Annotated in this window: 18 protein-coding genes; 9 read left to right on the top strand and 9 right to left on the bottom strand. The window is 61.2% G+C overall.

Annotated features, from left to right (window positions below; all coding sequences use genetic code 11):
• Positions 1-2 precede the first annotated feature (2 nt).
• The 3 genes from QP305_RS07680 to QP305_RS07670 form a co-directional block, all read right to left on the bottom strand.
• Entirely contained in the window at positions 3-1,355 is a 1,353-nt protein-coding gene (locus tag QP305_RS07680; RefSeq protein ID WP_016441865.1) for a DUF4921 family protein, read from the bottom strand.
• A gap of 80 nt (positions 1,356-1,435) precedes the next feature.
• Positions 1,436-1,945 (bottom strand): general stress protein, encoded by a 510-nt coding sequence (locus QP305_RS07675; protein ID WP_087069990.1) that lies wholly within the window; start codon positions 1,943-1,945, stop codon positions 1,436-1,438.
• Positions 1,946-2,137: 192 nt separating this feature from the next.
• Positions 2,138-3,070 carry an ROK family glucokinase gene (locus QP305_RS07670; protein WP_016441863.1) on the bottom strand — a complete coding sequence of 311 codons (933 nt, stop codon included), beginning with the start codon at positions 3,068-3,070 and terminating at the stop codon, positions 2,138-2,140.
• 279 nt (positions 3,071-3,349) lie between these two features.
• On the opposite strand from QP305_RS07670, the gene dnaK reads away from it, so the two are divergent.
• The 6 genes from dnaK to QP305_RS07640 all read left to right on the top strand — a co-directional run bounded on the left by dnaK (position 3,350) and on the right by QP305_RS07640 (position 11,350).
• On the top strand, positions 3,350-5,227 hold the full coding sequence (gene dnaK, locus QP305_RS07665; RefSeq protein WP_284904784.1) for a molecular chaperone DnaK: 1,878 nt from the start codon (positions 3,350-3,352) through the stop codon (positions 5,225-5,227).
• Positions 5,227-6,000, top strand: a complete 774-nt coding sequence (locus QP305_RS07660; RefSeq protein ID WP_284904783.1) for a nucleotide exchange factor GrpE — start codon at positions 5,227-5,229, stop codon at positions 5,998-6,000. The genes dnaK and QP305_RS07660 overlap by 1 nt, the downstream gene beginning before the upstream one ends.
• A 59-nt stretch (positions 6,001-6,059) precedes the next feature.
• Positions 6,060-7,076 carry a DnaJ C-terminal domain-containing protein gene (locus tag QP305_RS07655; protein ID WP_284904782.1) on the top strand — a complete coding sequence of 339 codons (1,017 nt, stop codon included), beginning with the start codon at positions 6,060-6,062 and terminating at the stop codon, positions 7,074-7,076.
• A gap of 143 nt (positions 7,077-7,219) precedes the next feature.
• The gene (locus QP305_RS08720; protein WP_350309602.1) at positions 7,220-7,894 is read left to right on the top strand and encodes a heat shock protein transcriptional repressor HspR; all 675 of its coding nucleotides are present in this window, start codon (positions 7,220-7,222) and stop codon (positions 7,892-7,894) included.
• A gap of 96 nt (positions 7,895-7,990) precedes the next feature.
• Complete coding sequence (locus tag QP305_RS07645; RefSeq protein WP_284904781.1) at positions 7,991-9,880, top strand: ABC transporter ATP-binding protein; 1,890 nt, start codon at positions 7,991-7,993, stop codon at positions 9,878-9,880.
• Between the two features lie 288 nt (positions 9,881-10,168).
• Positions 10,169-11,350 (top strand): ATP-binding protein, encoded by a 1,182-nt coding sequence (locus QP305_RS07640; protein ID WP_284904780.1) that lies wholly within the window; start codon positions 10,169-10,171, stop codon positions 11,348-11,350.
• Positions 11,351-11,459: 109 nt separating this feature from the next.
• Here QP305_RS07640 and QP305_RS07635 read toward each other — a convergent pair whose 3' ends face one another.
• The 6 genes from QP305_RS07635 to QP305_RS07610 form a co-directional block, all read right to left on the bottom strand.
• Complete coding sequence (locus tag QP305_RS07635) at positions 11,460-12,185, bottom strand: MerR family transcriptional regulator (protein WP_284904800.1); 726 nt, start codon at positions 12,183-12,185, stop codon at positions 11,460-11,462.
• 124 nt (positions 12,186-12,309) lie between these two features.
• Positions 12,310-12,651, bottom strand: a complete 342-nt coding sequence (locus tag QP305_RS07630) for a type II toxin-antitoxin system RelB/DinJ family antitoxin (protein ID WP_284904779.1) — start codon at positions 12,649-12,651, stop codon at positions 12,310-12,312.
• A 127-nt stretch (positions 12,652-12,778) separates the two neighbouring features.
• Complete coding sequence (locus QP305_RS07625; protein ID WP_284904778.1) at positions 12,779-13,852, bottom strand: methyltransferase domain-containing protein; 1,074 nt, start codon at positions 13,850-13,852, stop codon at positions 12,779-12,781.
• A gap of 57 nt (positions 13,853-13,909) precedes the next feature.
• Positions 13,910-14,707, bottom strand: a complete 798-nt coding sequence (locus QP305_RS07620; RefSeq protein ID WP_284904777.1) for a YaaA family protein — start codon at positions 14,705-14,707, stop codon at positions 13,910-13,912.
• 3 nt (positions 14,708-14,710) lie between these two features.
• Entirely contained in the window at positions 14,711-16,084 is a 1,374-nt protein-coding gene (locus QP305_RS07615) for an alpha-amylase family glycosyl hydrolase (RefSeq protein ID WP_284904776.1), read from the bottom strand.
• A gap of 185 nt (positions 16,085-16,269) precedes the next feature.
• Complete coding sequence (locus tag QP305_RS07610; RefSeq protein WP_284904775.1) at positions 16,270-16,938, bottom strand: DUF4352 domain-containing protein; 669 nt, start codon at positions 16,936-16,938, stop codon at positions 16,270-16,272.
• 209 nt (positions 16,939-17,147) lie between these two features.
• Between QP305_RS07610 and QP305_RS07605 the strand changes: the two genes are divergently transcribed.
• The 3 genes from QP305_RS07605 to QP305_RS07595 all read left to right on the top strand — a co-directional run.
• Positions 17,148-18,506: a sensor histidine kinase gene (locus tag QP305_RS07605; RefSeq protein ID WP_284904774.1), complete on the top strand. Its 1,359-nt coding sequence runs from the start codon at positions 17,148-17,150 to the stop codon at positions 18,504-18,506.
• A gap of 4 nt (positions 18,507-18,510) precedes the next feature.
• Positions 18,511-19,200: a response regulator gene (locus QP305_RS07600; protein WP_284904773.1), complete on the top strand. Its 690-nt coding sequence runs from the start codon at positions 18,511-18,513 to the stop codon at positions 19,198-19,200.
• A 129-nt stretch (positions 19,201-19,329) separates the two neighbouring features.
• Positions 19,330-22,481: ExeM/NucH family extracellular endonuclease (locus tag QP305_RS07595; protein WP_284904772.1), on the top strand; the 3,152-nt coding region annotated here is incomplete at its 3' end.

Here is a 22,481-nt window from a genome sequence, read left to right as displayed (position 1 = left end):
AACTACCTTCCGCGCACTCCTGATTCACCCATTCCGTAACGCAGCGAATTGACTTCGCAGCTGCATTCGGTGGCGATATTGATCGTGGAAGCAATCGCCCCTTCGGCGCGCAGCTCCAGCAGGCGGGGAACCACCCGATCCCGCAAGGACCACGGGTCAATGGTATTGACGTAGATCTTGGTGCCGCCTTCAAAACCGGCAAGGGTGGAGGTGCGCCACTTGAGGAGCACCCGCCACGGGGTTGCTACTTCCATATCCCGCGAAGGTGCGTACCATTCCTCATTCGTGGGAATATCCGGGCCGGTGGCCGCGTGCATGGCATGCACCAGATCCGAAACCGCGCGCAATTCATGGCGGGTGTGCTCGAAAGGCTGAGATGCTTCCGAACGCGACCACACTTCGAGGGTGGGATAGCGATGCCCGAACCCGGCGTAGGCCACCGCGTACTTGTTCTCCGCGATAACGAGATTGTGGTAGCCGGCGTAATCCACCCCGTACTCGTTGAAAATATTGGGGTTATCGCGCACCCGATCCACTTCGTAGCGGTGATTGACGGTGCGCTCATCAATGGAGACCAGCTGCTTATGGAGGTGTTCGAAGGAGGCACCGGCCGGCCGCAACCAATTCTGGAAGACCTGCACGTATTTGACGTAGCGGTTCTGCTCGTACAGATCGCGCATGGCATCCGCGGTAAGCAGGAAGTACCAGTAGTGCTCAGCCGGGGTGAGGGTACCCGAGCCAGCCCGATTCGCGGTGGAATCTGAACCTGGCACATAGTGGTGGCGCCCGATAATGAGGTCATGCCCGCCCCCGTAGAACGGCAGTGCGCTCAAGAGGCGCTCCCGCTCCGGAAGTGCATTCCAGGCATCCTCATCCATGCCCGAGGCAATGGCCTTGTTATGCGCCACGGAAAGCACGTGGGCGCGCCCGGCCGCATCCGAGGTGTAGCGCTCAAAAGCATCCTGGCGGCGGGTGGTGAGTTCGTACTGGTAGTTGGTGGTCCAGTACTGGAAAGGAACAATCTCAAAAAGATTGGGAACTCGCCGGAAATCCCACGGGTCCGCCAGGGAATCCACCGGGGCATCATAGGTGATCCGAGCTTCACCCGTGGCGGGGTTGCCAACGATGCGCGCCTTTTCCGGCGGTGTTTCCAGCACTCGATCCGCGCAGAAAGAACAGAAGTTTTCCGGGTGATCCGCACTCAGCGGTTCCGCGATGGGAACTTCCGCCTTGAGAGGCCGGTTAGCGCGGCCCGGCTGGGTCCACACTTCGGTACCGGAAAACGGGTTGATCTGTTTGATGGTCCCGTCCGGAAGCCGGGTAATAGGCGGGCGGATTTCGTGGCGTACAACCATAAGTTCCCCTCACGTTCGGCAGCAGAGCCACCCACCATAGTAGTGGGTAGCTCCGCTGCGAGCACGGTGAAGCTGAATTCTTAGCTCACCGAATACCCGGCCTGCGCCAAAGTTGCATAAGCCTCATTGACGAAAGCTCTACGCACCTGCACCTCATAAGAATTGGCGGTGGTGGCCCGCACCGAAGCGAAATCACGCCGCCCACCGGTAAACCCGTGCGAGATCGCACCCATAATGGCACCGAGCACCGCCCCGCAGGCAAGCCCGAAGAGGAGCACCTGCCAGAGCACCACGGCCGGCGCAAAAAGGATAAAGAAGAAGGAGAAGAAGAGGCCCCAGGAGGCCCCGCCCGCCGCGCCGTAGAGCGCGGCCTTCCCGGTAGTCAGGCGCCCGGTCACCTGCTCCACGCTTTCCAGATTCACGCCGACGATACGCACATTTTCCACCGGGAACCCGGCATCCGAGAGCGCATCTACCAGGCGTTCGGCCTGCCGGTAATCAGAAACTTCCGTAATGGTGCGGTAATCCGCGGCACTTTGTTCAGCGGCGCGCGCGGTGGCGGACGCGCCAGTAGTTATGTTTTCATTCATAGGCTCATCCTAAAGGTGGCCTATGACAGAAAAACCGCCCTCGAAACAAAAATCAGCTGCGCGCCGGAAATGCTCGCTAGCGGTGGAAACCGGGAAGCGTATTCCGGCGCGCAGCTCAGACGGTTACTTGCGGTTCTGTGCGCGCTAAATCGTACTGGCGTGCAGCTCACGCACGTTGGCTAGCCAGCCACGTTACTCAATCGTGGACAGATCCGCGGCGCCGATAATCCCGGCGTCGTTCCCGAGCCGCGCGAGGCGAATCTCCGGCAGCGTCCGGTATTTCGCCACGGGGAGAACTTCGGGGAATTCGCGTACCAGCGGATCAAGCACGAGCGAACCAGCCTCGCTTACCCCGCCGGCAATCACGAAGATTTCCGGATCGAAAATGGTGGCCATATCCGCCAAACCGATGGCATTCCAATGCGCGAGCTCATTGAAAACATCGAGGGCCATCTCATCGCCCTCCTGGGCGGCCGCGGTCACGGCCGGGCCGGTCACGCGCCCTTCGCCCAATTCCAGGATACGAGCGGCCCCGCTCGGGTAATTCGCGGCCCGTTCGGTGGCGAAACGCACCAGCGCACTACCCGAGCCCATCACTTCCCAGCACCCGCGCGATCCGCACCCGCACAGCGGCCCGTTCGGAACCATGTGGATATGCCCGATTTCCGCGCCGAAACCGAAAGCTCCGCGCAGCAGATTCCCGTTCATGATGACGCCGCCGCCCAGCCCGGTGCCGAGCGTCACCACAACGGCAGATTCCGCATCCGCGGCCGCACCGAAACGGTATTCGGCCCAGGCCGCCGCGTTAGCGTCATTTTCAACGACGACGGGCATGCCGGTGAGCTCAGCGATACGTGAACCGAGCCGTCCGTTCTGTAGGGGCACATTCGTGCCGTAGATCAACGTATCGCGATCCGCGGCGATATAGCCGGCCTGCCCGATTCCAACGGTGGTAGCCCCCGAGGATTTGAGGTCATTGACGCAGGCGGCGATGGTTGCGATAAAGGCCTCGGAATCCTGGCGCGGCGTGGGGCGCCGGACCCGCTGCAAAATTTCACCTTGTTCATTGACGACGCCGGCGGCCACCTTCGTGCCGCCAACATCCACACCGATGCTCAGAGTCATGGTGCAAGTCTACCTGGCGTGGCCAGCCGGATTCCGGGATGGCGCAGCGGCGTCGTCGTACCGAAAAAAGAGGGTGCGCAAGGACGTGACGTAGCTCGCGAAAAGTGGGCGGGAATAAAAACCATGCCCCTAAGGTTGAGTTAGGTGGACTCAAGAAAGGGCGAGCCGATTGGACATAGGTTCTCGGATCGTTCAGACTTGGAAGGAAACTTTGTCGAAGGGTCCGCGGCCGGTACCGCCGGTGTGCGGATCTGCGGCACGAATGCAGAAGGAGCAATCATGGCACGTGCAGTAGGTATTGACTTGGGAACAACCAACTCCGTGGTGGCCGTCCTCGAAGGCGGGGAACCCACGGTGATCGCGAATGCGGAAGGTGCGCGCACCACCCCGTCCGTTGTGGGCTTCTCTAAGAGCGGAGAAGTACTCGTGGGTGAAGTGGCCAAGCGCCAGGCTGTCACCAATGTTGATCGCACGATTTCGTCCGTCAAGCGCCATATGGGTGATGACTGGAAGGTTGATATTGACGGTAAGGAATACAACGCGCAGCAGATTTCCGCGTTTATTCTCCAGAAGCTGAAGAAGGATGCGGAAGCCTACCTGGGCGATACCGTCACCGATGCGGTTATTACCGTGCCGGCCTACTTCAATGACGCGCAGCGCCAGGCCACCAAGGATGCCGGCACTATCGCCGGCCTGAATGTGCAGCGTATCGTCAACGAACCCACGGCCGCGGCGCTGGCCTACGGCCTGGAAAAAGGCAAGGAAGACGAAACGATTCTGGTCTTCGATCTGGGCGGCGGCACCTTTGATGTTTCCCTCCTGGAAGTGGGCAAGGATGAGGATGATTTCTCCTTCATCCAGGTGAAGGCCACCTCCGGGGATAACAAGCTCGGTGGGGATGATTGGGATCAGCGCATCGTCAACTGGCTGGTTGATCAGGTGAAGAACGCCTCCGGTGTGGATCTGTCCAAGGATAAGATCGCGCTGCAGCGCCTCAAGGAAGCCGCGGAAAAGGCTAAGATTGAGCTGTCTGCCGCGACCTCCACCCAGATTTCGCTGCCCTATATTTCCATGAGTGAATCCGGGCCGATCCACGTGGATGAAACCCTCAGCCGCGCCAAGTTTGAGGATATGACCAAGGATCTGCTGGACCGCACCAAGACCCCGTTCATGAACGTGATTCGCGATGCGGGCATCCAGATTTCCGATATTGATCACGTGGTGCTGGTGGGTGGTTCCACCCGTATGCCGGCCGTGACCGAAGTGGTCAAGGAGCTCACCAACGGGCGTGAACCCAATAAGGGCGTCAACCCCGATGAGGTTGTGGCCGTGGGTGCGGCGCTGCAATCCGGTGTGATCACCGGGGACCGCAAGGATGTTTTGCTTATCGACGTCACCCCGCTCTCCCTCGGTATTGAAACCAAGGGCGGCGTGATGACCAAGCTCATCCAGCGCAATACCGCTATCCCCACCAAGCATTCGGAAACCTTCTCCACCGCGGAAGATAACCAGCCTTCGGTATCCATCCAGGTGTTCCAGGGTGAACGTGAGTTCACGCGCGATAACAAGCCGCTGGGTACCTTCGATCTGACCGGGATCGCGCCGGCTCCGTCCGGGGTGCCGCAGATCGAGGTCACCTTCGATATCGACGCCAACGGCATCGTGCATGTGTCCGCCCGTGATAAGTCCACCGGCAAGGAACAGTCCATGACCATTACCGGCGGTTCGGCCCTCTCCGAAGAGGAAATCAACCGCATGGTCAAGGAAGCTGAGGAACACGCCGCGGAAGATGCCAAGGCCAAGGAAGAAACCGATACCCGCAACCAGGCCGAGCAGACCGCGTACTCCATTGAGCGCCTGATCAAGGACAATAAGGACAAGCTCACCGATGCCACCGTCACCGAAGTGGAGGAGGCCATCGCCAAGGTACGCGAAACCCTCAAGGGCACCGGCAACGTGGAGGACGTCAAGAGCGCCCTGGCCGAACTCAACGAGAAATCGCAGAAGATCGGGCAGGAAATTTACGCGCAGGCCCAGGCCGCTGAGCAGAACGGCGGCGCGAATGCCTCCGGTGCCGCGGGTGGTTCCGGTGCGTCCGGTTCTTCTGACGACAATATCGTCGACGCCGAAGTCGTGGACGATGAGGAGAATAAGTAATGAGTGAGGACGATCTGAAGCGCAACGGCCCGGAAAGCGCGGAGGAGCCTGCTGTTAGTTCTGGTGCCGGGGAAAGCGCGGGCGCCGGTAACGGCGCGGGCGCTGTTTCTGGGAACGACGACGCAGCTACCGCCGCGGCCTCGCCGGCAGGTGAAGGTGAATCCGGCACGGGCACGGCTCAGGAACCCGAGGCGGGCGCGGCTGGCGCTGGAAAAGCTGGCGCGGCTGGCGCTGCCCAGGCATCCGATTCTCAGGAATCCGATGCTGAAGCTTCTAGTGCTGAATCCGGCGCAGGCGATACTGAGGCAGTTGCGGCCGATCCGCTGAGCGAAGCAATGGCGACCATTAGCACCCTGGAGGACCAGCTCAAACGCGCCCAGGCCTCGCTCTACAACACCGAGACGGAGTACACGAATTACGTGCGCCGCTCCAAGCAGGAAGCCGGAGCGCACCGTGATTCGGGCACTCTCAAGGTGATTGAGGCCTTGCTTCCGGTTCTTGATGATGTGGAGCTGGCTCGCCAGCACGGGGACCTGGAAGGCCCCACCGGCTTGATCGCGGAGAAGGTGGAGCAGATTCTCTTCTCCACCTTCAAGGTGGCGCGTTTCGGGGCGGTTGGTGATGAATTCGATCCGGAGTACCACGAGGCACTCATGAATCGATCCTCTGCGGAAGCCACCTCACAAACTATCGAGACGCTTATCCAACCCGGATACACCGTGGCGGATAAGGTGCTCCGCCCGGCCCGGGTGGGAGTGGTCTCACCGGAATAGTGGGGGGGGGCAGGCTTCACGCAATACACACAGCACGATAAGAAAGGGGAGGTGAGCATATGGCAGGGGCAAGCCAAGATTGGCTCGATAAGGATTTCTACCAGGAACTCGGCGTGAAAAAAGACGCCACCCAGGAGGATATTAAAAAGGCCTACCGGAAGCTATCCCGCCGTTACCACCCCGATCGGAATGGCGGCTCGAAGGACGCCGAAGAAAAGTTCAAGAGGGTGGGGGAGGCCTACCAAGTTCTCTCCAATCCGGAGGATCGCAAACAATACGATGCGATCCGGGCGCTCGGGGCCGGCGGGCCCCGCTTCCGGGCCGGTGGGCAAGGCAGCGGCGGTTTCGAGGACATCTTCTCCATGTTCTCCGGCGGGCGCGGTGGAACCTACCACGCCTCATCCTCCACGGGCGGCACCCGCGCAGGCGGCTTCGGCGGCAACTTCGAGGACGTGCTAGGCGGACTTTTCGGAGGCGGCCAGGGAGGCGGAGGTTTCGCCGGATTCGGCTCCCAGCGCCGAGCCCAGAAGGGTGCTGATATGACCGCCGCGGTCTCGCTCCCGCTCCGCCAGGCTGTGGACGGGGCCACCGTGAAAATCCAAACCGCTTCCGGCAAGTCCGTGACCGCGAAAGTCCCGGCCGGTGTGAGCGACGGCCAGAAAATTCGGATCGCTGGGAAGGGGCATCCGGGTCTCAACGGCGGGCCGGCTGGCGATATTATCGTCACCGTCCACGTGGAGCCCCACCCGGTTTTCGAGGTGCAGGGCAAAGATGTTTACGTCAATGTCCCGGTATCCTTCCCGGAAGCCGCTCTCGGGGCTACCGTAGAAGTACCCACACTGGCAGGGCACACCGTCCGGGTGAAAATCCCGGCCGGTTCCTCCACGGATAAAATTCTGCGGGTGCGCGGCAAGGGTCTCACGGCCAAAGGCACGGCCGGGGATATGTACGTGCGTCTCAAGGTCGTGGTCCCCACCCGGCTTTCGGATGACGCCCGCAAAACCGTGGAACTCTTCGCCAAGGCCACAGGCGATGCCGATCCGCGCACGGATTTCATTCGCATGGCCAAGGTCTAGGCGAAGTGCTAGCGAAGCTCATGCGAACAGCTAACCAAGCTAGCGTGAAGCACTAGCGAAGCGGCACAAGGAACGAAAAACCCGGCTAGCCCGGCCCCGCACGGGGCCGGGCCCGGAACCCCAACAAAGGAGGTTGAGGAGGTATGGCGAATCGACGCGCACCGTTACTCACGGTGTCAGTAGCGGCCGAACTCGCGGGCATGCACGCCCAGACGCTGCGCCAATATGACCGCCTGGGGCTGGTGTCCGCTCGGCGCACCCGCGGAGGCGGGCGGCGCTACTCCCTGGAGGATGTGGAACGCCTCCAAGAAATTCAACGCATGTCCCAGGAGGATGGCATCAACCTGGCCGGCATCGCCCGCATCCTCCAGATGCAAGAGCGCATTGACCAGCTCACCCGCTCCCTCCAGAACGCCGAACAAGAACTCGCGGCAGAGCGGGAACGCGCCAACGAACGGCGCGCCCATGCTCGCCGGATTTTCGCTGCCGGAGCGGATGGCGACGTCGTTCTTACCCGCGGTCATAAAGACCTACGCGAGTATCTGCGGCACCAGGCCGCGCAGCGCCTCGCGCAATTACGTGCCCAGGAAAGCACCGGGCCTTCCCGCGCGGGGGCCTCAGGAAGTTCCGCGGCAAGTGCCGCAGCCGGTGCCGCAGCCGGTAGCGCGCGCCACCCCGGCTCCGAACTGACTCGCTACCAACCCCACACCCTGGATCTACTCCTCGCTGCGCTCGCGGTGCAGATGGATTGGGACCGCAACCGCGAACACGGTCGCGACCGCAACCACGCGCGTGACCGCGAGCTTGACCGCGCCTAGGAACGCGACCGCACCCAGGAACGCGACCGTGACTTCCAGTGCGGCGCGGCACGCGAACGCCCCGGGAACAGCGCGCAGTACTGCTAGGGTCACTATGTGCACGCACTGCTAAGAATTTTTCGTTTCACTTCCGCGCTGTCCCGTTACTACGTGGCGGTGGCCCTCGCATCCATCCTCGTGACCGCCGGAACCATCATCGTTCCCTTCGTGCTCGGCGCCGCCACCGATACCGCGGTTGCCGCCGTGAGCGGCAGTCTCGAGGTTGATGCGGCGGTGCGGCGTGTCATCCTACTGGCCGGTGCCTTCCTCGCCATCGATTTTTTCTCCACCACCATCGACTCGCTGGGCGGATACGCCGGCGACCTCATGAGCCAAAAAATGCGCTCCATCCTCTCCGTGCGCTACTTCGATAAACTCCTCACTCTCCCGCAAGATTATTTCGACCGCGAACTCACCGGCACCATCACCTCGCGCCTCAACCGCTCCATTATGGAGGTCACGAATTTCGTCAAGAACTTCGCAAACTCCTTCTTCACCACGCTGCTCACGGTGATCGCCGTACTGATTATTTCCTTTATTTATTCCCCGCTGCTCTGCCTCCTCCTGCTTATTATTTTCCCGATTTACATGTGGCTGACCGCCCTCACCTCGCGGCGCTGGCAAGGCCTGGAAGCACAGAAAAACGAAGACATCGACGTGGCCGGCGGGCGCTTCAACGAAGTAATCGGCCAGATCCGCGTGGTCAAATCCTTCACCCGTGAACGCGGCGAACTCGCGCATTTCGCCCGTCACTACGAGCACGCCGAGCGCCTCACCGCCGATCAATCCCGCCACTGGCACACCATGGACTTCCTGCGCCGCATGGTTATGGCCATTATTTTCTTCGCGATTTACGCCATTATTTTCCTGCGCACCGCCCGCGGTCAATTCTCCGTGGGCGACATGGTTATCCTGGTGCAGCTCGTGGGGATGGCACGCCGCCCGGTCATGTCCATGAGCTGGATCGTGGACACCACCCAGCACGCCATCGCCGGCTCGCGCGATTACTTCGAGGTCATGGAACTCGCCGAAACCGAACGCGGCCAGCGCCCCGTTATATCCAACTCCGCTACCCTTCCCGGTGGCACCGCTCCTAGTCAGAACGACGACGCCGCACCGGCCCGCCCACTTACGGCCCGCGCGCTCCACCAGAACGTGGAGGAGATTGAGCCTGACGTGCCGGCGATTCGTTTCGAGAACGTGACTTTTGGATACGGCACCGATCCGGATGTTTTACGCGATGTTAGTTTCGCTATCGAGCCGGGGGAACGGGTCGCTTTCGTTTCCGAATCCGGGGGTGGGAAAACCACCCTGACCTCGCTTCTTCTAGGGCTATACGAACCGCGGGCCGGACATATTGAGCTCTTCGGCAGCGATATCGCGGGTCTGCCACTCGGGCAGGTGCGCGCCGCCATCGGGGTAGTTTTCCAGGACCCGGCGCTTTTCTCCGGAACAATTAGGGAAAATATTGCTTACGGGCGCCCGGATGCTACCGAGGAAGAAATCCTCGATGCCGCGACCCGCGCTCACGCGGATCGTTTTATTCGGCGTTTCGCCCAGGGGTATGACACCGTCATCGGGGAGCGCGGGCTCAAGCTTTCCGGTGGGCAACGCCAGCGCATCGCGGTGGCTCGTGCGATGCTCAAAGCTGCTCCGGTTTTGGTGCTGGACGAAGCGACTTCCGCGCTGGATACCCGCTCCGAGCGGTGGGTGCAGGCCGGTCTGGAAGACCTCATGAAAGACCGCACCTCGATTATTATCGCGCACCGGCTCTCTACTATTGCCAGCGTGGACCGCATTATTACTCTGCGCGCCGGGCACATTGATGAGGTGGGTAGCCCGGCAGAGCTTGCCGAGTCCGGAGGTATCTACGCCGAGCTGCTCGCCTTACAGAATGACAACTCCGCGCGCGCTCAACGCCACCTCAAACGCTACGGCTTGCGGTGAGTGTGTAAGCCGCGAGCGAGCCATGTGCGACTGTGCCGGTCTACGATAGCGGTGCGAGCGGGGTTTTTCGTTGCTATTGTGCCGATCCGTCAGTTCCTACTGCAATGATTTGGTCGGTTCTACTGCAATGATTTGGTGGGTCCTACTGCAATGATTTGGTGGGTTCTACTGCAATGATTTGGTAGGATCTACTGCAATGATTTGGTCGATCCTACTGCAATGATCTGGTGAGGTCTGGTGCAGATATACGGTGGCTCTGCTATCGCAATGAAGGGAGAGTGTGGCACGGTGATTCCTCGCAGCGCGAGTGGTTATATCGCACAATTGGCGCAATGGTTTCCGGTAGTTTTCGTTACCGGCCCGCGCCAGAGCGGGAAATCAACCCTGGTTCGGATGGCTTTTCCCACGTATCAATACGTCAACCTCGAAAATCCGAATCTCCGTGCGGCAGCTACCCAGGATCCAGTTGGTTTTCTTGCCGCGCACCCCGCGCCGCTTATCGTTGATGAGGCGCAATACGCTCCGGATCTTTTTTCTACCATTCAGGTGCGATCAGATGAGCGTGGTGAGGCAGGGCAGTATATTTTGACCGGTTCACAAAACTTTTCGCTGCTGCGGAGCATTAGCCAATCCTTGGCCGGCAGGGTTGGAATGCTTCAGCTGCTGCCCTTGAGCTGGCAGGAACTTCAAGCACTTGATCCTGTGCCCACACTCAGCGAAGCGCAAGTTGCCGGAGGATATCCGCGTATTTACGACGCGGGTATCCCGGCCCACGTTTTTATGCCTAATTACGTGCGGACTTACCTTGAAAGAGATGTCGCGGATTATCTCGGTGTCCGAAATATTGACGCATTCCGTGCTTTCCTGCGATTGTGTGCAGAGTCGAGCGGAAGCCTCATTAACTACAGTGGCTTGGCGCGCGATATCAGCTCCACCTATCGGACCGTTAAAGAGTGGGCGTCGATTCTCAACTCCTCCTACATCACGTTCACGCTGCAGCCGTATATGTCCAGCGGTGTGAAACGAGTGACGAAGACTCCGAAGCTGTTCTTTTACGATACGGGTTTGCTGTGTCATCTCTTGGGAATCCGAAGTGCTGCTGAACTTCTGACCCATCCGAAACGCGGGGCGGTATTCGAGAATTTTGTGATCGCGGAGATGCGGAAACAATATCTCCATACGGGAACGGAACCGGAGCTCTATTTTTATCGTGATGACTCCAAGCGCGAGGTTGATCTCCTTGATCTCACCGTGCGTAGTCACCCGCGCATTTTCGAGATTAAATCCTCGATTACGATGCGCGATAAATTTGGCCACCAGCTTTCCCAGATCGGTGAGCTCCTGGGAATCCCGGCTGAAAATCGCGCGGTTATCTACCAGGGGGAGGAATCGTACCAAGGGAAAAACTTTGCAGCCCAGTCGGCCGCGCACTTGCTCGCTACCTATCCGCAACCTGCCCCAGGTGCTTAACTCCCGTAGCGGGAGCTTTATTGTGCCCGGTGCCGCTCTTCGACCACGGATAAGGTAGTCGGGGAGGCGGCACCGGGCACAGCTTATAAGGAAGTGGATGGGCTATGAACTATGCGCAGTAGCGCTTGATGGCTTCGTGAACGAATACCGCGGTTCCTTCGCCCGCAAAATCATCAATATTGCGAGTGAACTCTCCACCATCGGTATACATTTCCCCGAGGCCGGCCAGGATCTCATCCGTGCACGCATAGAAATTATCGGTGATGAAGCCTTGCAGCTTTTTCACCAGCACTTGAGCTTCTGGCGAGTCGGGAGCGCCGGTTTTGATCTTCCCGAATTCTCCGAAAATTAACATGAGGCTCTGGGTGATGGCCTGGTTTTCCGTGGTACTCCGTCCTGCGTGCTTGGATTCATACTCCTGATATTCCGACGTTGCGCCCCAGCGCTCTCGGGCCTGGCGTGCGTAATCATCGATTTTTCCGGTGTCAAAAACTGTGAAATCCATGTAGGTACCTCCTGACGATTTGATTCTTTTTGCGAAGTCCAGCAAGGCTTCGAGCCGGTCCCTTTTCAGGGACAGTAGGGTTATCTGCTGGTCGAGTGCCTCGGCTTCATCGAAGTTCTCGCTGTGGACTATGGCTTTGATTTCTTTGAGCGGGAATTCCAACTCCCGAAAAAGCAAAATATATTGCAGCTGTTTCACGTCCGAGTCGCTGTACAGCCTGTATCCAGCATCCGAGTAATCGGTGGGCTTGAGAAGCCCGATTCTGTCGTAGTACTGTAACGTGCGAACGCTAATGCCGGCTATTTTGCTGACCTCATTGACGGTTTTCATCACTGATCCTCCTTCCGTGTTAACAACGGTAGAGTGTGACGTAACGTCAGGGTCAAATGGCAGAAATCAGGCCTGCCCACAGTTAAACGCAGACGATCTCCGAGCAGCAAGAGCGCCACATGAATCAAAGCGGCTGGGTTTCGGTGCCTATCGCGGAATCCCATTCGCCGAACTCTGAACTCAGTGATTTAAATACTTCGTCTGCGGGTTGGGTGGTGCCAGATTCGATGGACCGGAGGCCTTTGTCCAATTCGGCAATTAACTCCTCTTTGGTCAGCGAGCTAATATCAACCGGCCTGGCATACGGGAGCTTCACTTCAAAGGGAATGCCGCGGTGCAGGATCACTTGCTTATAAAGCAGAGTAATAAGAGCTGATGGGGAGATACCCAATAAGCTCAAAATGTGTTCTGCCCGTTCCTTGAGCTCGGGATCAATGCGGACGTATACATTCGCTGTCTTTGCCATGGGTGACCTCCTTATCGCCTGTTGAACAGTCTGCGCCAATGTAGTGGCAGGCGCAAGCACTTATCCTTCGCGAAACGCCCGGGATAAATATGGCGGCATACCGCTCCGAAACTTCGCTGCCGCCCGCCTAATCCACCCGCTCCGCCAGCACCATGCACTCCATGTGTGCAGTTTGCGGGAACATGTCCATGAGGCGTGCTTCGTGCACGGCAAAGCCCTCCAGTAGCTGCAAGTCCTTGGCCAGCGTGGTGGGATTACATGATGAATAGATGAGCCAGCGCGGGGGATTCGCCGCAATCCACTCGGTGAGATCTGTCAGGCCACGTCGCGGTGGATTGACGATGAGCAGATCGGGCGTGCCGCCGAGCTTGCCGGCGGCACGTGCGGCGTCGCCGGCAAAAAACTGCGCGGAACTGCCGGCCTTCGCGGCAGCGTGGCGCGCGGAATCCACCGCGGCCTCGGAAATCTCCACGCCGGTCACGCGCCGCCCCGGGCCGGCCACGTGCAGCGCGAAACCACCCACCCCGCAATACAAATCCCAAACCGTGCGCACCCCGCCCAAACCCGCGGCCCATTCGCGCGCCTGTGCGTACATCGCCCGGGCAATCGTGGTATTCGTCTGGAAGAAGGAACGCGGGGTGAGGTAAAGCGTCACTGCGCCAAGCGGGAAAGGCAGCGTATCCTCCCCGGTCAGCACAATCTCCTCCTCACCCTCCACGAGGGCGGCACGCTGCGGAAGCAAATTAACAGAAATAACCCGAGCGTTCGGCAGCTGCGCGCGCAACCAGGGCAGATGCTTGCGAATCCGTACCACCGACTCGGTCGAGCGCAGCACAAAACGTAGCAGCAGCTCACCGCTCGGCGCCGCGGTAATAAGAATATTTTTGAGTTCCCCGCGCCCGCTCGGCACGTCAAAAGGCGTGAGCCGCGCTCGCCCGATGAACTCGGTTAGTGCCGGGAGCGCCGCGGTAATGGGCTCCTCGTAAAGCCCGCATTCGCGCAGGTCTACCCCGCGCATGCCCCGATCCAAAATTCCCAGCGTCGGCGCCTGCGCGGTTCCGCCCACGGCGAGCTTCGCTTTATTACGAAAATGCGATTCCGGGGAGAGCGCGGGCGGCAGCCACGCCGGTGCGAAAGGCGTCAGCAATTCGGCCAGGCGTTCCTCCTTGTCCGCCACCTGAGCGGGGTAGGCCTCACCCATCCGGGTACATGAACGGCAGGTCCCCGCCTCAAAATACGAACAACGCACGGTCCCAGCTTAGTGGGCGCGCCCCGCATCCACGGTCTCCACCACCGCGAGCTCGCGCACCCCGCGCCGCGCCGGCCCCAATTCCACCCCGGTGATCGCCCCGGCGGCGGTTTCCTCGCCCACCAATTGCTGGCACAATTCCGCCAATTCTTCGGCTTCGCGCGGCGGAGTATCGGCCAGGAGCGCCAGACGCGCCACCCGCCCGCGGAAATATTTCGCGGCGTGTGAGATAGTTCGGGACGTTGCGCCCGTGATGCGGGTCGCGGTTATTTTTACGACGTCGCAGCTAGCCGGCACCTTCCATCCCGCATAGGCACCGGACCTCGCGTCAATGACCAATCCGGAGGCCCGGCTATTGAGAACCGGCCACAGGGGCGCCCAGCGGGCCGCAATTTTCGCGCCGCCCAACTCCACGTTCATCCCCAAACGGTAGGAAGGGATGAGATCAAGTGGCGAGGTGGCGCCGAAGAGCCCCGAGAAAATCAGGGTGTGCTCCCCGGCGCGGGTGAGCTGCGCGGCAGAGAAGCTTCCCATATCGAGGGCCTGGTAGAGCACCCCGGTATACACCTGCCAGGCCGGAGCGCAGGGCTGCTCGCGCAGCGTGATCTGCGTGGCGACCTCATCAGCAATACTCGGACCCACCCCGAGAATATCGAGGGCGTCCGGGCGGCGGGATACTTCTTCCAGCTCCGCCACCAGCTCGGTGCGCAAGGCCGTGAATTCCGGGATGCTCAAGGCGCTCAGGTCAAGGGCGGGGCCGCTGGCCGGCGCGGTTTTCCCTTCCGAAGGAGGTAGGAGGATAAGCACTGTTTACTCCCCACTTTCCGCGTCGGCATACCAGGAAAAGAGTTCAACGTCGCCTCCGGCGGGATCAACGCCAATGATACGAGCGCTCGGGTGCGGCTCGAGTTCGAGGCGCACCCGCAGCTCAGCGGGCTGGCCAGAGTTCACTTGGGCGGCCGAGTCTGCCTGCGTGGCAGTGCCGGTGAGCTGCTCATGGCGGTCAGTACCGTGCGCGCCAGAGTCCGCACTGGTCGGAGCTGCGTCGTAGTGCTGACGCTCCCAAACGCGGTACTCGATCCAGGTATTATCCTTGCCCGTGACCTCGAGGTGGGCGCGGGTGAGCCACGGGTGGGTGCGGCGCAGCGCGATGAGGGCGCGGTAGGCGTCGTACATCCCGGCGCCCAGGTCGGAGAGCTGTTCGGGGCGTTCGGGCAGGGGCGGGCGCAATTGGTCGTCGGCAGAAAAGCCTTCGAGTTTGGTTCCCGTGAAGCCCTGTTCGTCCCCGTAATAAATCGAAGGCATCCCGGGAACCGTGAAGAGTACCGCGGCAGCCAGCACCGCGCCGGCCGGGCCCACCGCCGTGGCGATGCGTTCCACATCGTGATTGCCGATAAACGTATTGGGAATGAAATGCTCGCAGAATTGCGCGTGCCGCCCCAGATTCCAGTCCAGCTCCCAGAAATTACGCGCGGCAATCGACTGGCGGATCGAGGCCCAGAGCTCGTACTGGGTGAGGGTATCCACGCTGGAGCGCGCCACGAAATCGGGGTAATCGCCGTGGATAACTTCGCCTAGGAACAGCGCCTCGGGGAAGCGCTCGCGGACTTTCCCGAGCACTTCCGCCCAAAAATCGGTCGGGACCGCGTAGGCCACGTCCAGGCGCCAGCCATCGATACCGCGCTCCAGCCAGAATTCCATGACCTCGCGGACCAGCTCACGTACCCGCGGCGAAGAATGGTCGAGGGTAATGAGATCCCCGTGCCCTTCCCAGGTGTGGAAATCGCCGCTCCCGGTGCGCAGGCCCAACTCCTCCACCTGTGGATGGGAACGGGAAATATGGTTGAAGACGCCGTCGAAAAGCACCCGGATGCCGCGGCGGTGCGCTTCCTTGATGAGGTGGGTGATATCCGTGTTATCGCCCAGGCGCGGATCGAGGCGGAAATGATCGAGGGTGTCATAGCCGTGGGAAACCGAAGCGAAAATCGGGGTGAGGAGCAGGCCATTGGCGCCGAGCTCAATAAGATAGTCCAGCCACGGATCCAAAGCCCGTAAGCGGTGTTCACCGGGGGTGGCGTCGGAAAGTTCCCCGGCCGCGGTCAGGGGGCTATGCCCCTCGCGAATGGGCGCCCCGCAGGCTCCCAGGGCAAAAACCTGCCACCAGATGGTGTCGAGCTGTGACATAGCTACGAGCTGCCTTTCTTCGCTTGATCGCTTGGTTGCTTATTCGTTTATTCGTTTGATCGCTTGTGTGCCGCTACGATCGCCGCCGAGGAGCGCGCTCAGCTGGGTGAATGCGCCGCGGCCCCTCGCTCTCGATTCTAGAGCGAAGGGCCGCGAAGAGAAACGCCTAGCGAAGTAAGCGGCGTTTACTGCAAGTTAACAGTGGCGTTATGAATCCACCCGGTCTCCAGTTCCAGCTTGGCAGGAACCGCATCGGCAGGCACATCGTAGAGCAGCTTGCCCGTCACGGTATTGCCCGGATTGACCTTCTCGTAGATCATCGACGCATCGCCCAAGTACAGGGAATCCCCGGAAACCGAATGCTGGCGCCCCTCGGTATCCACGAGCTTCTGCTCCGATTCGGCGAAGCCAGCCGCTTCCTTCCCGGTATTCTTCACGGTCACATCCACAATGACGTACTGGCCGGTGGCATCCTTGCCGAGCACATCATTGCCGATATGGCTCACGCCTTTCTCCACATTGGTCACGGTCACTTCAAAATCACCGAGAACGACCGGGGTGCCGATGCCCACGGTTGCGTCGTCGTTCTTATCTTTCTTATCGCCTTTATCGCCCTCAGCCTCGGCCTTCTTATCCGCGCCCTCCGCGGCGTTCCCGGATGCCGCGCTATCGGCGGCCTGGGAGCTGGACGTGGCGGCGGGCTTGCCATCGGATTGCTTGGACAGCGCGGTGCCCACAATCGCGAGCACCACAATAGCGAGCAGCGCGGTGAGGAGCTTATGGCGCGCAAACCAATTCTTTTTCTGTTCCGGAGCGGGTACTGCGCCGTACACCGGCGGCGTGGATGCTGACATGCGAGAACCTTTCTTATCTACAACGGTGGGCGCCGCCCCGGCCCGGCAGGAAGCCCGCGGCCGGAGTCGCTCACGTATCGCCTCCAGGGTAGAAAGGCGGCGCGGTGCGCACATCCTCCACCTGGGCAGACCCGCCTCATCCCTTCGGGTGGCATTCGCGGGCCGAACGGCGGTTCTGAAGCGCGCGGGCGCGCCGTACAATCACAGGCATGACAGATTACGCGCCGAAGAAACGCAGCGGTGCGGCGGCGCGTGCGGGGCAGAGTCCGGCGCGCCGGCGCGGGCTCGCCGCCCTCCCCTTCTATCTCAAAACTGCCGCCATATATATCGTCATGGTGGTGGGGGTCGGCTACCAGATTGAACGCGCGAAAATCCGCGCGCTGCCTGGCTGGCTCGGCACCCTCGACGAAGTCGGGATCTTCGTATCGATGTGCTGCTGCATTATGGCGGGCGTGTGGGTGGCGCGCCGGGAACGCTACCCGCGCCGCGCGCTCGCGGTTGCGGCCGTGTGTTCTACTTTGGGTGCGATCGGACCGGTGGTCGGGTTTTTGCTGCCGCGCTATCTTGCGGGGGCGCGTGCCTTGGGGCGACGACGCCGCGCCTTGGGCGTGTGCCTCATGTATGCCCTCATTACCGCCTGGCAATTCGCCCGCGAACTGACCGGGAAAGATTACAACTCTTCCTGGGTGATGGGCTTCCTCAATCACCAGAATCCGCTGGATGATTTCCCGAATAATATTGCGCCGCTCCTGGTGCTCTACGCGGTGGCGGTGCTCCTCCCTATCGGTTGGGGGCTGTGGCGCAGTGCCACCGCGGAGCTGCAGGAAACTCACCATCGCCTGGATGCCACCAGCGAGGAACTCCAAGCATCGGCCGCCACTTCCGAAGAGCTAGAAACTCAGCTCACCCGCAAAGAAGAACGCGATGCCCTTGCTCGGGAAATTCATGATTCCATCGGCTCTCAGCTTGCCATTATGAGCCTGCAGGCCGGCTCCTTGGAATTGCTGGCGCGCGGGGATGCGGACTTAGAGGAAGCGGCGCGGTCGCTGCGGGAATCATCCCGCCAGGCCACCGATGATTTGCGTTCCCTGGTGCGGGTCATGCGCGATCCGAGTTCCTCGGCCTACCGCCCGCCGCGTTCCCTCACTGAATTAGCGGATCATATTGATAAAGTGCTGGCGGCCGGGCATCCCGTCGTCGCCAATGTTTTTATTACGGATGCCGAACGCGCCCCGGCCGCGCTCACCACGGCCTGCTACCGCATCGTCCAGGAACTACTCACCAACGCGGTCAAATACGCCCCGGAAGAAACCACCCGGGTGCGGGTGAGCGGGGGGCCGGATCAGGGCCTCGATATTGCGGTGCGCAACGCTATGCCCGCCACGAATGACGGGGAGAAGACCGAAAGCGAGCACGGGGCGGGTTCGGGATTGCGCGGGGTGCAGGCCCGAGCCCAGGCCCTGGGCGGGCGAGCCAGCTTCACTACCGCGGGCGGCGTTTTCGCAGTTGATGTGCACCTTCCCTGGGACGGGAGTGCCCGGGGCGGCAATCCTGGAATGGTAAAATAGCGCGGTGCCGATTTCCTCACCCATTCGCGTTATGGTCGTTGATGACGACCCGATGGTTCGCCGTCTCCTGGTACAGATTATTAACCTGAGTCCGGAGCGCGATAGTGAGGTGGTGGCGCAGGCGGGCACGGCCCGCGAAGCTTTGGAAACTCTCACCGCGGTGAAGATCGACGTCGTGCTCATGGACGTGGCGATGCCCGGAGGTATGGACGGCATCGAGGCCACGCGCCAGCTGCGGACTTTCCCGCATCCACCCCACGTCATTGTGGTGACCACCCTGGATGCCGATGATGAAGCGGTACGCGCCGCGGAAGCCGGCGCTTCTGGCTTCATTCTCAAATCGGAAGATCCCCAGGTTCTCCTCCAGGCGATCCGCAATGTGGCGGCCGGGGATGGCGCTCTCTCCCCGCGCGCGGCCAAGCAGGTGTACGAATATTTGGCGGCGACCCGCACCGTGAGCGCGCGCCGGCGCGCCCAGGAAAAAATCGCGCGGCTCACCGCCCGCGAACTCGAGGTGGCCCGGCAGGTTTCCCGGGGGCTCTCGAATCGCGATATCGGCGAGAAATTGCACCTGTCCGAATCCACGGTGAAAACGCACCTCTCCGCCATCGTGGCGAAAATGGGGGTGGAAGGGCGTATCGGGGTCGCGGTGGATATGACGCGCGCCGGGCTGCTCGACGACGAGCCTGTGTAGCGCCGCAAGCCCTGGTCACCGCCCGTTTACCTGGTGTTTAAGAGTTGGCGATGCGGCCGGGCTAACGTGGAGGAGGCGTGAAGCACTTTCCGCGCCCGCCACGCGCGGACCACACAGAAAGGTCGCAACGTGAAAAAACGTGCCCTCGCGGGCGTTGCGGTACTATCAGCCACGGCTTTGATGGTTCCCGGCGTCTGCCTCCTCCCGGCGTTCGCCGCGCCGGACGGTTCCGGAATTGTCATTAATGAGATTTACACCCGGGGCGGGTCCTCCGGATCCACCTACACTCATAAATACGTTGAGCTGTACAACCCGAGCTCGGCGGCGATTGACCTGAGCGATCTGACGCTGGGCTATTCGGCAAGCCACGGGAAGAACATTTCTTCCAAGGTGGCCCTGAGCGGCAGCCTGGACGCCGGGGCTTATCTGGTGGTCAGCGCCGGATCGAACGGGTCCAACGGTGCTCAGCTCCCGGAGGCGGCCACCTCCCCGATCAACCTCGGAGCCAAGGGAGGGATTGTGGTGCTGGCGCCGTCGTCGCGTATTGACGCGGCCCTGGCCGATCCCGCCACCGCGATTGACCTGGTCGGATACGGGAACGCGAGCGTGGCGGAAGGCGAGGCGGCTCGCGTCGGCTCCAATTCCCAGATGGCCGCGAACTCCGCCTCCCGCATCCCCAACGGCGCGGATACGAATAATAATGCGGCCGATTTTAGTGTTGTTCCGGCTACGCCGGGACGTGCGAACGACGACGCAACCCCGAGCCAACCGGATCCCGGCACCCAGCCGCAACCCGGGCCAAGCACCGGCCCCGGCACCGAGCCAACAACGGAGCCGGGCACGGGAAGCACAAGCGATCCGGCCGCGCCCGTCACCATCGCGCAAATTCAGGGAAGCGGGCAGGCAAGTCCACTCGCCGGGCAGGAGGTGACCACGCGCGGCGTCGTGACCGCGGCCTACCCGGAAGGCGGACTCAACGGGGCCTATATCCAAACGCCCGGGGTGGAACATACTGATGCATCCCACGGTATTTTCGTATACGGGGCAGCGGCCGCCCAGCTGGAGGCCGGTGCCTATGTGGAGGTGCGCGGCACGGTCACCGAGTTTTACGGGCTGACTGAAATTAATGCCGCTGCTATTACCGTGCTGGAGGAAAAGCCGGCGGCGATTGAGCCGGTTGAAATCGCCTGCAATGCCACGGCGGCGCAGCGCGAAGCGGTGGAGGGCATGCTCGTGCGCGTGACCGGGCCGCTCACGGTGACTAATAACTATGCCACCAACCAGTACGGCGAGGTGGGTCTGGCCTGTGGCACTCAGCCGCTGTGGCAGCCCAGCGAACGTTTCAACCCGAGCGAGAATCCCGAGCAGATACAGGCCCTGGATGCCTATAACGCGGCGAATGTGCTGGTTTTGGATGATGGGCGCTCGCGGGCCTACTTCGGGCGCAATGCCCAAACGAATGTGCCGGTGCCCTATCTGTTCGCGGATAATGCGGCGGCTCAGCGTGGTGAAGCCGGTGCCGCCGGTGAGGCTGGCGCGACCGGTGGGGCCGGTAACGCCGGCGAGGCTGCTCAGGCTGCGCCGGTGCGCGTGGGCGCCGCCGCAACTCTCCAAGGCGGGCTCATTATGGACTTCCGCAATAATTCCTGGAAGCTGCAACCGCGGTTCCCGGTGACGCTGGAAGATGGCACGGATCGGTCCACCGAAGTGGTCACTTTTGAGAACACCCGCGCGGCGGCCCCCGGGGATCTGGGCGGGGATATTTCTCTCGCCTCCTTCAATGTGCTCAACTACTTCACGAGCCTCGGCGAAAACGAGAAGGGCTGCCGGGCCTATACCGACCGCGAAGGTAATCCCATCGCGGCGAATAGGTGCAAGGTGCGCGGGGCATATAGCCCCGAGTCTTTCGCGCGCCAGCAAACCAAGATTGTGCGGGCTATTAACGAGCTGGATGCCAGCGTGCTGGGGCTGCAGGAAATTGAGAATACTGCCCGGGTATCCGGCGGGGATCGCGATACTGCGGTGCGGGCCCTGGTGGCGGCCCTCAATGCGGACGCGCAGGCCGAGCGCTGGGCTTATGTGCCTTCCCCGGCGAAAGTGGGGGAGAACGAGGACTATATTCGCCTTGCCTTTATCTACCAGAAAGATAAGGTGCGGGCGGTAGGCGCCTCGCAGATTCTCAATAGCGAGTGGTATACCGGGACGGCGCGCCAGCCGCTGGCACAAACTTTCCAGGCGGTTGTGGATGGCGAAGGCGTGGGCCCGGAGTTCGTGGTGATTACCAACCACTTCAAGTCCAAGGGTTCGCTATCCAAGAAGATCGCGAACGACGAGGATGTGTACCAGGGCAATAACAACCGCCTGCGCACCAAGCAGGCGGAGACGCTACGCGATTGGATCGCGGCGGAGTTTGCCGATAAGCCGGTGTTTGTGGTGGGGGATCTCAACTCCTATTCGAAGGAGGATCCGATCCGGGTCTTTGAGAAGGCCGGATACACCAATCTGCACGGGCATTTCCAGCCGGATTCCTACACCTACCAATTCTCCGGGCTGGTGGGCTCGCTCGATCACGTGCTGGCCAATCCCGCCGCCGCGAAGCTCGCCACCGGCGGGCAGGTGTGGAATATCAATTCCCCCGAGTCGGTGGCCCTGGAGTACTCCCGCTACAACTACAACATCAAGAATCTGTGGGATGAGAGCGCTTTCCGCTCCTCGGATCACGACCCCTTCAAGGTTGGGCTCAAGGTGATTCCGGAGAAGGAAGATCCGGCTCCTGCGCCGACGCCCACGAAGCCGGAACCGACTCCCACGCAGCCGGAGCCGACCGCGCCTGAACCAACCAGTCCGGAACCGACTTCACCGGAACCGACTTCACCGGAACCGACGGCGCCTGCGCCTGAACCGACGCAGCCGGAGCCGACGGCGCCCGAACCAACCACGCCCGCGCCGGAACCGACGGTACCTGCGCCCGCACCGACAACTGGCAATATGTTCTACCTATCCAATACTTGGCAAGCCACCGTGGCCGACCTCGTCTTCAGCTACGGCCGGGCCGGCGATGAAGTCCTCGTCGGTGATTGGGATGGTGATGGTGTTGATACGTTTGCGGTGCGGCGTGGGAATGTCTTCTACGTGAAGAATTCCCCGGCCAGTGGCGTGGCGGATAGCGTGTTTTCCTACGGCCGGGCCGGCGATGAGGTCCTGGTCGGTGATTGGGATGGTGATGGTGTTGATACGTTTGCGGTGCGGCGTGGGAATGTCTTCTACGTGAAGAATTCCCC

Source organism: Actinotignum timonense (genome assembly GCF_030216305.1).
GTDB classification, from domain to species: Bacteria; Actinomycetota; Actinomycetes; order Actinomycetales; family Actinomycetaceae; genus Actinotignum; species Actinotignum timonense_A.
The sequence above is the reverse complement of the archived record's forward strand: the minus strand, read 5'-3'. Positions and strand labels throughout refer to the sequence as shown.

Excerpts from the sequence above, each read along its gene's own strand:
- QP305_RS07680 (WP_016441865.1), bottom strand. The coding sequence starts at position 1,355 with ATGGTTGTACGCCACGAAATCCGCCCGCCTATTACCCGGCTTCCGGAC.
- QP305_RS07675 (WP_087069990.1), bottom strand. The coding sequence starts at position 1,945 with ATGAATGAAAACATAACTACTGGCGCGTCCGCCACCGCGCGCGCCGCT.
- QP305_RS07670 (WP_016441863.1), bottom strand. The coding sequence starts at position 3,070 with ATGACTCTGAGCATCGGTGTGGATGTTGGCGGCACGAAGGTGGCCGCC.
- dnaK (WP_284904784.1), top strand. The coding sequence starts at position 3,350 with ATGGCACGTGCAGTAGGTATTGACTTGGGAACAACCAACTCCGTGGTG.
- QP305_RS07660 (WP_284904783.1), top strand. The coding sequence starts at position 5,227 with ATGAGTGAGGACGATCTGAAGCGCAACGGCCCGGAAAGCGCGGAGGAG.
- QP305_RS07655 (WP_284904782.1), top strand. The coding sequence starts at position 6,060 with ATGGCAGGGGCAAGCCAAGATTGGCTCGATAAGGATTTCTACCAGGAA.
- QP305_RS08720 (WP_350309602.1), top strand. The coding sequence starts at position 7,220 with ATGGCGAATCGACGCGCACCGTTACTCACGGTGTCAGTAGCGGCCGAA.
- QP305_RS07635 (WP_284904800.1), bottom strand. The coding sequence starts at position 12,185 with ATGAAAACCGTCAATGAGGTCAGCAAAATAGCCGGCATTAGCGTTCGC.
- QP305_RS07630 (WP_284904779.1), bottom strand. The coding sequence starts at position 12,651 with ATGGCAAAGACAGCGAATGTATACGTCCGCATTGATCCCGAGCTCAAG.
- QP305_RS07625 (WP_284904778.1), bottom strand. The coding sequence starts at position 13,852 with ATGGGTGAGGCCTACCCCGCTCAGGTGGCGGACAAGGAGGAACGCCTG.
- QP305_RS07615 (WP_284904776.1), bottom strand. The coding sequence starts at position 16,084 with ATGTCACAGCTCGACACCATCTGGTGGCAGGTTTTTGCCCTGGGAGCC.
- QP305_RS07610 (WP_284904775.1), bottom strand. The coding sequence starts at position 16,938 with ATGTCAGCATCCACGCCGCCGGTGTACGGCGCAGTACCCGCTCCGGAA.
- QP305_RS07605 (WP_284904774.1), top strand. The coding sequence starts at position 17,148 with ATGACAGATTACGCGCCGAAGAAACGCAGCGGTGCGGCGGCGCGTGCG.